Source organism: Martinezella sp. CNPSo 3957, from assembly GCF_057784395.1.
In genome coordinates this window covers 280,398-294,100 of record NZ_JBXSOU010000007.1, presented here as the reverse complement: position 1 = coordinate 294,100, position 13,703 = coordinate 280,398, and the positions used below count along the sequence as shown (strand labels likewise).

Sequence of the window (13,703 nt, the reverse complement as noted above, 5' to 3'; positions counted from 1 at the left end):
CTGCATGGAAGGCGAAAGACAGGCAAGCGGCGAAGCAAAATGCTCCGCCACCACAATCAGCGGGACAGGAAGTCGCCGAGCGCCAGGAAGAAGCCGTCGAAGTCATCCCAGGGGATCATGTGACCGGCGTCTGGCACGCGGGTGATCTGCAGCGAGGGATTGAGACCCTTGATCTCTTCTTCGTCGGCCGCCTGGATCACGCCGCCGCGGCCCGCGACCATCAGCATCGCAGGAACGGTCAGGGTGGCGAAATCGGGCAAGATGTCGATATCGTGGAAATCGTTGAACGCCTTGACGATCCCAGGCGCATAGCAGGTATGGAGCCATTCGGCGCGCAGCTGCAACTGTTCTCCGGTCCAAGTCGGGCAGAACGCCTTCATCGCCTCGGCACCCATTCCCTTCTCGGCGAGTGCGATCGAATCCGTATACCACGGCAGCTTGCTCGGATACGGGCGACGGCCGGGACCGGAAACCGGCGGATCGATCAGCGCCAGACGGCTGAAGGAACCGGGCGCGCGGTTGGACGCCCGCATCGCGATGCGCGCGCCCATGGAATGGCCGAGAATGGCGGGCTGTCTCAGTTCAAGCTCGCCGGCGAAGGCGATCACATCATCGGCCATCGCATCGAGGCCGTAGTCGAGGTCCGGGCCCGTCGATGAAAGACCACGGCCGCGGACGTCAAGAACATAAACGTCATGACGCAGCGACAGGCTTTCGGCAACGAAACCCCAGGTGATTGCCGGCGATGTTATGCCGGGAACCAGAATGACCACCGGCCCCTTGCCGCCATAGCGCAGATAGTGCTGACGGATGCCGTTGGCGAAGACATTCGCACCATGGAGGAACCGGCTGCTCATGCTGCATTCTCCGTGCGCAGCGGTTCGGCATAGACGTCATAGCCGTAGACCCAGGACGGATCCTCCTGCGTCAGCAGGAAGGTATTGGCATTGGAGACGCTCTGCACGCGGGTTGCGCGATCACGGCGATTGGCTTCGTAAAGGCCGAACGCGGTGGCGAAATCGTTGACGCCGGTCTCCTGGAGGCAGCGCGTCAACATGGCGGCATCTTCGATGGCCATGGCCGCACCCTGCGCCATGTGCGGCTTCATCGGATGGCAGGCATCACCCAGCAGGACAAGTCGGCCGCTGCTCCAAAGAGGCAACGGGTTACGGTTGAACAGCGGCCACTTGGTGACCTCGTCCGTGCTTTCGATCAACGCCTGGATGATGGGGTGATAACCCTCGAACTCGGACGCCATTTCCTCGCGACTGCTGGGTACGAATGCAGTATTGAATTCCCAGGCCGGATGAGGCACGCCGGTGACGTAGTAATATTCATCGCGACGAGCCGTCGTGTAGTAAACCATCATGTGGCGGTCCGGACCCCACCACTTGACGCAATCTTCGAAGGTCAGGTTGTATTTCCGCAGCTTGTCGGAGGAAATTAGCGCACGATGGCCGACCCAACCGCTGTAGTTTGGCTTCTCCGCACCCAGCAGCGTTTCGCGGACGCGTGAATTGATGCCGTCGGCGCCGATCACGATGTCCGCCCTTACAGACGTGCCATCTTCGAACTCGATGAGAACATCCGTACCATTGTCGTCGATACGGGTCAGCTTCTTGCCGAAATGCAGCGTTCCTGGCTGCAGGGCGTCGCACTGGATGCCCTGAAGATCACCACGATGCACGGTGCAGTAGGTCGCGCCGTAACCTTCAAGCGGGATACGCGACAGATAGTCGCCACTGATGCCATCACGGCTGAACCAATGACTAGGCGTGCTGCTGATGCTGACAACCTTTTCGGCAACGCCGATGCGCTCGAAGATCTTGAGAACATTCGGGCCCATGTGGATGCCGGCGCCCAGCCGCGAGAAGCTCGGCGCCTGTTCATAGACGTTTACGTCGAAGCCGGCATGCTGGAGCAGCGCTCCCGCCACGGCGCCGCCGAGGCCGGCGCCAATAATCGCGATTCTTTCCTTGCTGCTGGACATGGCCGACCCTTCTCGCCGTCACCTGGACGCGTAAACTGGAATTGGAAGTATGACAAATTTTGTAGCGCATACGCTGTAAATAGCAAGTACGGCATCTGCACTTTTGCAAAAATTCCTTCTGGCTTTTCCGCAAAATATGATTATCGTCGCTGTTGCCGGCACATGCATGCGCATGGAGAAACGGCCATATAAAGTGCATACGCTTTATAAATGAGCAAGGAACAGCAAATGCGTGACGTGATCTGCAATCGCGTCATTATGAATTGCAGGCATCAGGAAGAGGCCTTCAGCATAATGGCGTATTTGAGTATCGACGGCCTCACTTTGGCGGGTGACCGCGCGGTGGAGCCGGGCTTTTGAAAGGGGCCGCCTCATTCAGCCTGAACGTCAACGGCACTGTCAGCGACATCGAAGCCGGCGGCGCAACGCCACTCCTTTACATCCTCAGAAACGATCTCTGCCTCAACGGGCCCAAATACGGGTGCGGCCTCGGCGAATGCGGAGCCTGCGCGGTCCTCATCGACGGCCGGCCCGTGCGCTCGTGCGCCGTGCCACTGAAGGCAATCGGCGATCGCAAGGTCACGACGCTTGAAGGCCTGGGAAAACCCGGCCATCTGCATATCGTCCAACGCGCCTTCATCGAAGAAGCCGCAGCGCAATGTGGTTACTGCCTGAATGGCATGATCATTGCCATCGCCGGCCTGCTGGAAGCGAAGGCGGAGCCCGACGAGAGCGATATTCGCACGGCGCTCCGGCATCATCTCTGCCGCTGTGGCACGCATATGGAAATACTTGCCGCAGCACGCCGCGCCGTCGCCTATGCGAAGGCCGAAAAGTCCGCGGGCTCGGGAACGGAAGACAGGATCGAGGTTTCGCCATGAGCATCCACCGCGAAACGCCGAGAGCTGCCTATCTCGCCACATCAGACATCCTACTGATCGTCTCCGATGCCTCCCTGGGCGATGCAGCCGAGCTCTACATCGCCATCGATAGTGTCGGTCGCGTCAAGGCATTCAACGGGCATGTCGATCTTGGAACCGGCATCCGCACGTCACTGGCGCAGATCATCGCCGAGGAACTGCATGTTCCTTTCGAGCATGTGGAAATGGTGCTGGGCGCGACTTCCGCCGTCCCCAACCAGGGCGCCACCATCGCCAGCGAGACGATCCAGATCACCGCCGTGCCGCTTCGGCAGGCCGCGGCAACGGCGCGTCATCACCTCATGGCGAAGGCTGCTGCCCTGAAGGGCACCACGGTCGAGCACCTTATCCTTGAAGACGGCGTCATCCGCGCCGGCAACGGAGCGAACTGGAGCTTCACCTTCGGCGAACTCGTCGCGGGGGAGCATGTGCGCCTGTCGATCGACGCCAGTGCTGAGCTGAAGCCCGCGTCTGCCTACCGCATCGTCGGCTCCTCGCGACCGCGCGTGGACATCCCGGCCAAGGCAACCGGTCAATGGACGTATGTGCATGACGTGCGCGTGCCCGGCATGCTGCATGGCCGGGTCATCCGGCCGCTCTATGCCGGCTTTGATCACGGCGAGCATGTCGGCAATAGCCTCATATCCATCGACGAAGGCTCGATCGCCCATATCGATGGCGTTGTCGGCGTTGTCGCCATCGGTGATTTCGTCGGCGTCGTCGCAACGCGCGAGGAAATCGCCATCGAGGCTGCGAAGACGCTGAAGGTCTTGTGGCGGGAGCCGCCGCTGCGGCCGGATCTGAACGCGCCGGAGATGGCGCTGCGTGCTAATCCCGCCACGCCGCGCAAGCTGATCGATCGCGGCAATGTCGAGATGGCGCTCGCCGGCAGCGCGGAACCCATGAACCGCACCTATATCTGGCCCTATCAGATGCATGGCTCGATCGGGCCGTCCTGCGCCGTGGCCGATTACAGCGAGACCGGGCTCACTGTGTGGTCGGGCACGCAAAACCCCTTCCCCATGCGTCGCGATCTGGCACTCCTCCTCGACATGCCCGAGGATATGATCCTCGTGGAGCGCCTGGAAGCCGCCGGCTGCTATGGCCGCAACTGCGCCGACGATGTGACTGCCGATGCAGCGCTTCTGTCCCGCGCCGTGCGCGCGCCAGTGCGCGTGCAGCTCACGCGCGAGCAGGAGCATGCCTGGGAGCCAAAGGGCGCTGCCCAGATCATCGACGTGCGCGGCGGCCTCGATCTTGAGGGCGGTCCTTCGGCCTATGATTTCGAGACGCGCTATCCGTCCAATCTCGCACCGACATTACCGCTGATCCTGACCGGCAAGGTCCCGCCGGTATCCGACGTGGTGCAGATGGGCGACCGCACGGCGATCCCACCCTATGCCTATGGCAATCTTCGGGTCACCGTCCACGATATGCCGCCGATTGCCCGGGCCTCGTGGTTCCGCGGCGTTTCCGCGATGCCGAACACCTTCGCGCATGAATGCTATATTGACGAACTTGCGGCCGCGGCCGGCGTCGATCCGATCGAATACCGGCTGCGATACCTTCATGATCCCCGTGCCGTGGACCTCGTGCACGCCCTGGCAGAGCGGGCGAACTGGGTGCCCCACACAAAATGGGGCACGCTCGGCGGCGAAGGCGACCTGCTTTACGGCCGCGGCTTCGCCTATGCCGTCTATATTCACGGGCCGTTTCCGGGCAAGGCTGCCGCCTGGGCGGCCTGGGTGGCCGATGTCGCCGTCAACACCAAGACCGGCGAGATCGCCGTGACGAAGGTGACCTGCGCGCAGGATTCCGGGATGATGATCAATCCCGACGGCGTGCGGCATCAGATCCACGGCAACGTCATCCAGTCCACCAGCCGGGTGCTGAAGGAACGCGTCGAGTTTTCCTCCACCGCCGTCACCTCGAAGGAATGGGGCGGCTATCCGCTGATCACCTTCCCCGAATTGCCCGATATCGACGTGCTGATGGTTCCAAGACAGGACGAGCCGCCGCTCGGCGTCGGTGAATCCGCTTCCGTTCCGAGCGCATCGGCCATCGCCAACGCGGTCTATGATGCCACCGGCATACGTTTCCGCGAACTGCCGTTGACACCGGAAATGGTGCTGGCGGCGCTGAAGGGCGATACGGCCACGCCGCCTCCGGCACCCCCCGCGAAAAGGAAGCGGTGGTGGAATATCGGCATCTCGGCTGCCGGAGCCGCGGCGGCAATTTCAGGGCTTGTGGCGATGGCATCCCCATGGCGGCCGGCGATCGCCACGATCGAGCGGCCGGACGTGAATGTCTATAGCGCAGCCACGATCGAGCGCGGCCGCCTGGCCGCTGCGGCGGGCGCCTGCAATGTCTGCCATGTCGGCAACGACGGCACACCCTTCGCCGGCGGCCGACGCTTCGAAACGGCATTCGGCACGGTCTATGCCACCAACATCACGCCGGATGTGAAAAACGGCATCGGCGCCTGGTCCTACACCGCCTTCGAGCGGGCCATGCGTGAAGGCATCAGCCGCGATGGCCACCACCTCTATCCGGCCCATCCCTACACATCCTTCGCTGGCGCTGAGGATGCGGACCTGCAGGCGCTCTATGCCTATATGATGACGCAGACGGCAGTGGCGGGAAAGGCGCCGGAAACAAAGCTGAAGTTTCCCTATAGCATCCGCATGATGATGGCAGGGTGGAATGCGCTGTTCCTGAAGTCGACGCCCATGACCTACGACCAGACGCGCAATGCCACCTGGAATAGGGGCGCCTATCTCGTCGAGACGCTCGGCCACTGTTCCGCCTGCCACACCGAACGCAATGCGCTGGGTGCTGAAAAGACCGGAAGTGCCCATCTCTCGGGCGGCTTTGCCGATGGCTGGGAGGCGCCTGCGCTCAACGCCATGGCCAAGGGTCCGGTTGGCTGGACAGAAGATGCCTTCTACGACTACCTGCGCACGGGTCATTCGCGCGACCACGGCAGCGCCGCCGGTCCGATGGCGCATGTGGTGGAGGTCATGCAGCCATTGCCGGACTCGGACATCCGCGCCATGGCAAATTATCTGGCCAGCCTGAATAAGGACAGCGACCCTTCGAAGGCCGTGGCCCAGAGCCAGGCAGCGATTGCAGCCAGCGAGGCGGCAAAGGTCAGTGTGGGACTGGTTTCGCCCAAGGGCGAGCGCATCTTCAATGGCGCCTGCGCCACATGCCATACCGGCAACACGGTCCTCTCATCGCTGGCGCTGAACAGCAATCTGCATGCCGATACGCCCGACAATCTCATCCAGGCGATCCTCGGCGGTGTCGAAGCCCCGGCGATCCTTGCGGAAACCACCGGCCGCGAAGCGCCGGAAGTCATGTCCATGCCGGCATTCCGCGATACGCTGAACGAGACGCAGCTGAAGGATCTCACCGACTACCTGCGCGCCCGTTTCGCGCCGGACAAGCCGGCCTGGAGCGATACATCGGCGGCATTGCAACGCATTGCCGCCACCGCACACTGAGGAACACACATTGCCTGAAACAGCGGCCATTGCGGATAACGAAAGTCGGGCCCTCTTTGAGCGCCCGACTGCCGCATTTCGTCCTTCAGCCTACTGGTTCTGGCATAGCATTCCCGATGAGGCGACCTGCCGGACACAGCTTGCCGATTTCCAGGCGAAGGGCATCGGCACCATCCTGATCCAGGCGCGACTCGCCCTGCCGCGCGAACAGTACCTGTCACCGCACTATCTGTCAGCCTACAGGCTGGCCGCCGACATCGCGGCTCAGCTCGGGCTCAAGCTTGGCATTTATGACGACTATAACTGGATCAGCGGCCATGCCGGTGGCAAGACTGTGGAAGGGCGTGACGAACTGCGCGAGCGTCACCTGTTCTGGTCGTCTTCGGCAGATACGCAGGGCACGATAAGCAGGATCCATCCGGCATTCACGCTGAAGATGGGCGCCGACATCATTGCCTGGCAATATGAAGGCGGCCACATCGAATGGTGCGAATGGACAGTCGAGGCAGCAGTGCTGCATCCCTCCGGCCCAATCGAGGCATATGATCAGATCATCGACGTAACATCGCAGGTCAGCATCACAGGTTCCGATCGTGCTTCCTGCACCTATTCCTATGATGGCGCGGTCGCATTCGGCTGGACGCTGACGGTCTTCATAAGCGCGCGATCCGCGACATCACGGATCATCAACTATCTGCTGCCGGAGGCAGCCCAGCGTTTCATCGACGTTGGCCTCGAACCCATCGTCACAGCCCTTGGCAAGCGCGTGCCCGATCCCGTTGGATCTGTATTCTACGATCAGCCGGCCCCCGGCTTCTATCGCTGGGACCAGATGGCGGGAAATCTCGGCAACAGCCTGCTGTTTGCGCCTGCGCTGAAAGACTGTGCCCTGTCCAAGACGGGCGTGTCGTTCGCCGTCGCCCTTCTCGCGGTGGTGCGTAACGTTGGGCCGGAAACCTTGCGACTGCGTGCGTTGTTTCACGCAGCCTATTCCACCTTGATGAACAATGCATTCTTCGGCACGCTCAGGGGCTGGGCGGAAGGAAAAGGGATCGTCCTCACGGGGCATGAGATCCTCGCTCATGTCAGCTCATGGGCACCCAATGGCGGCTTCACAAGTATCGATCCGCGCGTCGCGCCGGCGGTGGACTTCTTCGGCATCGACGCCATCAGGCACGAAACGGTCGTGGACGCAAACAATCTCACGCCACAGTTGGCTCCCAAGATGGGTGATTCCGTCGCCCGCTCGAATGGACGCAGCCGCTGCGTCGTCGAGACCTATTTCAGCGCCGAACGCACTGAAGTGCGCGCTGCCGGCCAATGGGAGGTGACGCTGGAGGCATCGCGCGCCCAGGCGATCCGGCTTGCCTGCCTTGGCACACGGCAGTTCCTCTGGCACGGCGTCTACCAGACCGATGGACTCGACAACGACCCGACACCCTTCACCAATCCGCGCTTCGACTTCGCGCCCGGCATCAACTTCGAGCCGTGGTGGCTCTATCATGATCTTTTCGCCGAAGAGATCGCACGCGTTTCCGCCTTTATCGAACCTGCAAGGCCGCAGGCACCGGTAGCTATTCTCTATCCTCTCTACACTGCCTTTGCCGAAGGGCCTCGCCACGGCCATGCCACCCATATCGGCGCCTGGTGCGAGCAACTGTTGGCGCAGGGCTGCGATTTCATGTTCGTGAGCGAGGCGGATATCGCAAACGCGGCTATAGAAGATAGACGTCTGCTTGCATCCGGTCTCGCGTTCGACGCGGTGGTGCTGCCTTCGGTGACGGTACTGGAAACGGCTGTTACGCTTCAAAAGCTCGATGCCTTCACGAAGGCCGGCGGTCGGATCTGGTCTTCGGGCGAAACCGTCTCCACGGTTTGCACGGGCGAGAGAGTCTCCGGCTCGGTTGGCGTCACGTCGCACACCACAGCGATGCCCAATGCCGAAACGGTGTCCGCCCTCCTGTCGACCCTGACGCTCGACGGTCCGCAGATTTCGGGCCAAAGGCCGTGGCAATGGATCGGTCATGATGTTGACGGCTGGTGGAGGATGGTCGTTTTCAACGATGGCGCAGAAGATATCAGCTTTGACATCTTGCTCGGAGATGGCTTCGATTATGCGATATGGGACGCGGAACAAGGGGCTGTCGAAGCCTTCGCCGCCGTTCACAAGCTGACCGTAGAATTGGAACCGCACGAAGTTCGCTGCATCCGTCTCCGTCAAAACGACCAGGCGGCTGTCGCCATCGGCCATCTATCGAGCCGACCGGCGCTTGAGCGAAACCGGCTCATTGCTCTGGCAGACGGCTGGACATTCGCGCCCGGCCAAGATCAGGCCTTCGCGCCCATTTCCGTTGACAGCGGCTGGGAAGAGCAAGGCTTTCCGGCCTTCAGTGGCACGGGCATCTACCGGCTTTCCTTCACAACGGAAACCGATGCCGACTGGATGCTGGAACTGCCGACCGTTTATACGGCGGTCACTGCTTATATCGATGGAACCGAAGCGGGACGCCGCGGCTGGCGGCCTTATCGCTTAGGGCTCGGCCGCCTTGCCGCCGGCACCCATGAACTCGAGCTTCACGTCGCCAACACGGCGGCAAACCGCTATTACGACAACACGCCCTATCTCGGCAGCGGCCCGGACAAGAGCGGGCTGACAGCCAGCCCCCTCCTCATACCGTTGCAAAACAGACCGGAATAAGAACGATGCTGAAACATTCTACCGTTCCCTTGATGCGCGCCTGGAACAGCTGGTCCGACAGACCGGCGGAAATGGTGTTTCTGCCGCTCGGTGTGCGCATCACGCCCGTTCTCTATTCCACGCGCAGCCGGACGACGTCAGCCATCGAGCCGCGTCGCAACACGGTGCGGCTCGGCCGCCATGCCATCGACGGATCGTTGATCGAACTGGAAACGGAACATAGCGGAACCACCGTCGCCTTCAGAACCGAGAAGTCCGATCCCTTCGCGGTTCGCGGAAATTGGGAGGGCAAAGCGGGTGGTGAATGGGGGCTGCGCTTCTGGCTGACCCTGGCGATTTCGGCAGACGGCGGAGAAGTGGTCACGCATGAAGCCGGCCGCAACGTCACACTCGTCAAGATCGGCACGCGCTTCGTCGCGGTGGCGACGGCCGAGGCTCCGGTGCATGTGACTGGCCATGACACGATCGACGACCTGCGCGCCGATTTCGAGGCGAATGGATATTTCTACACTGCGAGCCGGAAAAACGAGGCGCCAGTGATCGCCCTGCGCTTCAATCTGGAAATGATGCGCCAGGGAGCCTATGCCGCCGCCGTGGCCGACAGCGCCGAACTTGCGGTTCTCAAAGCACAGACCTGCCTTGCGGCCGACAACCCGAGCGCTGCTCCCACCGCCCATAATGGCACGTACGAAGGATCTCTGGACGCGATCCGCGACGTCGTCGCCTGGAACACGATCTGGGATGAAACCAACTCCCGGCCCTATACGGCTGTGACGCGTATCTGGAATCTCGGCAAATTCGCCGTCTGGTACAATGATCAGCTGTTTGCCGCTCTGCTGGCCGGTGTCTTCGACGCCGATCTCGCCCGCGAGAATATGGCAACGGCGATGGCAAGCGCCACCCCTCAGGGCAATATCGCCTGCATCGTTACCTCGAATGATGCCTGGGTGGACCGCAGCCAGCATCCAAACGGCGCGCTCGTTGCCTGGCAGCTTTACCAGCGCACCGGCGAGCGTTCGCTTCTGGCGGCAAGCTATGATGCGCTGGCCCGCAATCAGCGTTGGTGGCGCGAACACCGCGATCCCGACGCCTCCGGCCTGCTGTCCTGCGGCACATCGGACGTCGGCGAAGGCCTCTATAAGGGCACGCACTTTGCCGCGCGCAACGAAACAGGCATGGATAATTCGGCCACTCATGACGAGGCCGTCTACGATCCCATCACGCGCACCCTTTCGACATTCGATCTCGGGCTGAATTGCGCGGCGGCGCTTGATGCCGAGATGCTGTCGAAGATAGCCGAGGTTCTCGGCAAGGAGGAGGATGCCAGTGAATTCGCGGCCATCGCCGAACGCTGCCGCAAGCTGATCTCGGAAAACCTGTGGGATGAAAACCGCAACATCTTCGCCAACCGGCAGCGCCAGGGCGGCTTTGTGCGGTCGCTTTCGCCGACCAGCTTCTATCCCCTGCTATGTGGCGCAGCCACGTCCGAGCAGGCCGAGAAGTTGCTCCAACACCTCAGCGACGAAACCACCTTCGGCGGGGACTACGTCCTGCCGAACGCGACGCGTGACGATCCCGCCTTTGCCGACAATGTCTACTGGCGTGGCCGCATCTGGCCGAACGTCAACTATATGGTCTGGCTCGGGCTGCGCCGCTACGGCTTTGCAGCGGAGGCGAATAGGCTTGCGCGGCAGAGCTACGAGCTCTTCATGAAGTCCTGGAACACGGACCGGATCGCGGCGGAGAACTATAATGCCACGACGGGCGAAGCGATGGACCAGGGCGATACGGATCCCTTTTACATCTGGGCGGCCATGCTGCCGCTGATGGCTGTCGGGGAGATCATCGACTTCGATCCGTGGAGCGGCTGGACCCTTCACAATGCCGGCGCTGACCTTTCCGTCGGTCCGATGCTGTCGCCTTCTGGAATGCTTTCGGTCTCGATCTCCGATGGCCTGCTGGAAATGAGCCTGGACGGTCGCGCATCGCTGAAGACTAACCTGCAAACATCGTTCACGCAGATCGCTGTCAGTGATGCACGTTTCTCCTGCACCATCATTCCGACGGGCAACGACGGGTTTGTCGCGCTTCCGAAGGTCGAGCCAGACCGCATCGTGGCAGCACATCTCGATGGCCAGGAAGTTCGGTTCGAGGCGAGTACCGATGGCGCGCGTCTCGAAATCGCAAGGGCCACGCACGGCCGGAAACTGGATGTCTATTTTTTGACAGTGTGAGTGGTATTGGCGCCTGATGGAACTTGACAGGCGCAGATCAGCCATATTACTTTGCATACAAATAAAAAGAATGCCGGAAGAGCATGAGGGTTGAACGGAATTGCCTATCGGGAGCGACACGCTCGCGATAGCAAATTCATAACGGCAATGCCTGATAGAATGGCTAGGATTTAACGCTGCGCCGAAAGGCGCTGGGAGAACCCGTACGTTCCAATTGGGCGTGACCGGTCGTCAGCCTCACGTCAATTTAGTTTGCATACAAATCATATGGCGCGCTTTTAATAAGCGGACTGCCGATGATTTGCGTGAAGCCTGAGGTCGTCGGCTGCCGCCGCGGCCGTTGACAAGAGTAGATTTTCAAGAGGGGTTCCAAATGACTGAAATCACAAGACGCAACACGCTGAAGCTGATGTCCGGAGCGGTCATTGCCGGCGCTGCCTTCTCGGCCATGCCGCGCATGGCCTTTTCCGCCGGTAAGATCACGGTTCTAAACTGGCAGGGTTACGGCACCGACGAAGCCTGGTCGATCAAGGCCTTTGCCGAGAAGACCGGCATCGAGGTCGTCCACGACTACTATAGCTCCGAGTCGGAAATGCTGACCAAGCTGCGCACCAACCCGGGCGCCTATGATCTCGTCGTTCTCAACGCTGCGCGCTGCGCGCAGGCAACCGCGGAAGACCTCCTGCAGCCGATCGATTTCAGCAAGGTTCCGAACGCTGCCACGATCGACGCAAATCTGCGCTCCAACGCCAACTTCCTGAAGGATGGCAAGGGCTATGCGGTGCCATGGGTCTGGGGCATGACTTCGCTCGCCATCCGCGACGGCATGCCTGTTCCAGATAGCTACAAGGTCCTGGCGGATCCCGCCTATAAGGGCCGCGTTGCCATGGACGACGATGCGGTTATCTGCGTTGCCGCCGGTGCCCTGATGACCGGTCAGGACATGAATAGCCCGAAGGATCTCGGTGTCATTCGCGACGCGTTGAAGTCCATCAAGCCGAACGTCAAGCTGCTATGGTCGACGGAAGACCAATGGAACAAGTCCTTTGCAGCCAAGGAATTCGACCTTTCGCTCTTCTGGTCGGGCGGCTCGGTCCGTTCAAAGCGCAATTCGAAGCTGCCTGTCGATTTCGTCGTTCCCAAGGAAGGCGGCATCGGCTGGGTCGATGGTCTCGGTATTCCGGCGTCGGCTCCCAACGCCGAAGGCGCATTGGTCTTCGCAAACTGGCTGATCGACCCAACCTTCTATCTCGAATGGGCCACCAAGGTCGGTGCACCGGCATCGTCCAACTCCGCAGCACTTGCAAGCCTGCCGGCCGACGACCTGAGCCGCCAGGTTCACAAGCCGGAATACCTGAAGACCATGGGCATCATGTCGGCTCTGCCGGATGACCGTCGTGAAGCCTTCAACAACCTATGGCAGGAAGTGAAAGCCTTCTATGCAGAATGACAATCTGACATCGGCGTCAGAGCGCGGACCTTCGGGTCCGCGCTTGCGGCGTCCCCTGCCGTCCTGGGTGTCGACGACGGCGCTGCTGATGCCAACCTACGGCTGGCTGACGCTTGCCGTCTTTCTCCCGCTGCTGACCATGTTGGTCTTCAGCTTCATGGCGGCAACCCCAATGGGCAAGGCGCCGATCGTCTTTACCCTGAAGCAGTATCGTGCCTTCATCGACCAGCCTTATCTGATCGGTATTGCTTTCACGTCGCTGCTTATCGGCTTCTGGACGACGTTTGCCTGCGCCGTGCTCGGCTTCCTGGCAGCCGTTGCGCTTGCTCGTTCCACCTTCGGCAAGACGCGCGAGATGCTGCTCATCCTCATCCTGCTGCCATTCTGGACGAACGGCCTTGTCCGTATCTTCTCATGGACAATGGTGCTGCGCGAAAACGGCTTCCTCGACACCATCTTCCACATGGTCTTACCGGATGCTGGATCGATCGGCTTCCTCTATACACGCTATGCAGTCGTTGTTGGCCTGGTACATGGTTATCTGCCTTACATGATCCTCACCTGTTATATCGCGCTGGTTACGATCGATGACGCGATCATCGAAGCGGCCGCCAGCCTTGGTGCGCGGTGGTGGACAATTCTCTTCAAGATTCTCGTGCCAATGGCTGCTCCAGGCTTGATCTCGGGTGCCGTGCTGACCTTCATCCCTGTCATCGGGTCCTTCATGGAGCCCCGAATTCTGGGCGGCCGCGTCGGCGTCACCATGGGCACCGTCATCGAGGACCAGTTCACGCAAGCCTTCAACTGGCCGCTCGGCGCCTCGCTGTCCTTCACGTTGCTCGCCGTCGTACTTGCAATCTTCGGCACGTTCTCCGGCGTCCTGCGCCGCGGCACGGCAGCTTAAA

Annotated in this window: 9 protein-coding genes; 7 read left to right on the top strand and 2 right to left on the bottom strand. The window is 61.1% G+C overall.

Annotation, left to right across the window (positions count from 1 at the left end; translation table 11 throughout):
* Positions 1-56 precede the first annotated feature (56 nt).
* Both AC13QE_RS18655 and AC13QE_RS18650 read right to left on the bottom strand, forming a co-directional pair.
* Complete coding sequence (locus AC13QE_RS18655) at positions 57-857, bottom strand: alpha/beta fold hydrolase (RefSeq protein ID WP_488484803.1); 801 nt, start codon at positions 855-857, stop codon at positions 57-59.
* Positions 854-1,990: an FAD-dependent monooxygenase gene (locus tag AC13QE_RS18650; RefSeq protein WP_112508807.1), complete on the bottom strand. Its 1,137-nt coding sequence runs from the start codon at positions 1,988-1,990 to the stop codon at positions 854-856. The genes AC13QE_RS18655 and AC13QE_RS18650 overlap by 4 nt, the downstream gene beginning before the upstream one ends.
* A gap of 228 nt (positions 1,991-2,218) precedes the next feature.
* Here AC13QE_RS18650 and AC13QE_RS18645 point away from each other — a divergent pair, with 228 nt between their 5' ends.
* The 7 genes from AC13QE_RS18645 (at position 2,219) to AC13QE_RS18615 (ending at position 13,702) form a co-directional block, all read left to right on the top strand.
* A complete protein-coding gene (locus tag AC13QE_RS18645; protein WP_488484802.1) occupies positions 2,219-2,350 on the top strand; it encodes a hypothetical protein in 132 nt (43 codons plus the stop codon).
* Positions 2,347-2,871 (top strand): (2Fe-2S)-binding protein, encoded by a 525-nt coding sequence (locus AC13QE_RS18640; RefSeq protein ID WP_488484801.1) that lies wholly within the window; start codon positions 2,347-2,349, stop codon positions 2,869-2,871. Before AC13QE_RS18645 ends, AC13QE_RS18640 begins: the two co-directional genes overlap by 4 nt.
* On the top strand, positions 2,868-6,416 hold the full coding sequence (locus tag AC13QE_RS18635) for a molybdopterin cofactor-binding domain-containing protein (RefSeq protein WP_488484800.1): 3,549 nt from the start codon (positions 2,868-2,870) through the stop codon (positions 6,414-6,416). Before AC13QE_RS18640 ends, AC13QE_RS18635 begins: the two co-directional genes overlap by 4 nt.
* Before the next feature lie 10 nt (positions 6,417-6,426).
* Entirely contained in the window at positions 6,427-9,114 is a 2,688-nt protein-coding gene (locus AC13QE_RS18630) for a carbohydrate-binding protein (RefSeq protein WP_488484799.1), read from the top strand.
* 5 nt (positions 9,115-9,119) lie between these two features.
* The gene (locus AC13QE_RS18625; RefSeq protein WP_488484798.1) at positions 9,120-11,348 is read left to right on the top strand and encodes an MGH1-like glycoside hydrolase domain-containing protein; all 2,229 of its coding nucleotides are present in this window, start codon (positions 9,120-9,122) and stop codon (positions 11,346-11,348) included.
* 373 nt (positions 11,349-11,721) lie between these two features.
* The gene (locus tag AC13QE_RS18620) at positions 11,722-12,798 is read left to right on the top strand and encodes an ABC transporter substrate-binding protein (RefSeq protein ID WP_488484797.1); all 1,077 of its coding nucleotides are present in this window, start codon (positions 11,722-11,724) and stop codon (positions 12,796-12,798) included.
* Positions 12,788-13,702, top strand: a complete 915-nt coding sequence (locus AC13QE_RS18615; protein ID WP_488484796.1) for an ABC transporter permease — start codon at positions 12,788-12,790, stop codon at positions 13,700-13,702. The genes AC13QE_RS18620 and AC13QE_RS18615 overlap by 11 nt, the downstream gene beginning before the upstream one ends.
* The last annotated feature ends 1 nt before the right edge of the window (position 13,703 follow it).

Coding starts and splice junctions, on each gene's coding strand:
- AC13QE_RS18645 (WP_488484802.1), top strand. CDS start 2,219: ATGCGTGACGTGATCTGCAATCGCGTCATTATGAATTGCAGGCATCAG.
- AC13QE_RS18625 (WP_488484798.1), top strand. CDS start 9,120: ATGCTGAAACATTCTACCGTTCCCTTGATGCGCGCCTGGAACAGCTGG.
- AC13QE_RS18655 (WP_488484803.1), bottom strand. CDS start 857: ATGAGCAGCCGGTTCCTCCATGGTGCGAATGTCTTCGCCAACGGCATC.
- AC13QE_RS18650 (WP_112508807.1), bottom strand. CDS start 1,990: ATGTCCAGCAGCAAGGAAAGAATCGCGATTATTGGCGCCGGCCTCGGC.
- AC13QE_RS18615 (WP_488484796.1), top strand. CDS start 12,788: ATGCAGAATGACAATCTGACATCGGCGTCAGAGCGCGGACCTTCGGGT.
- AC13QE_RS18620 (WP_488484797.1), top strand. CDS start 11,722: ATGACTGAAATCACAAGACGCAACACGCTGAAGCTGATGTCCGGAGCG.
- AC13QE_RS18635 (WP_488484800.1), top strand. CDS start 2,868: ATGAGCATCCACCGCGAAACGCCGAGAGCTGCCTATCTCGCCACATCA.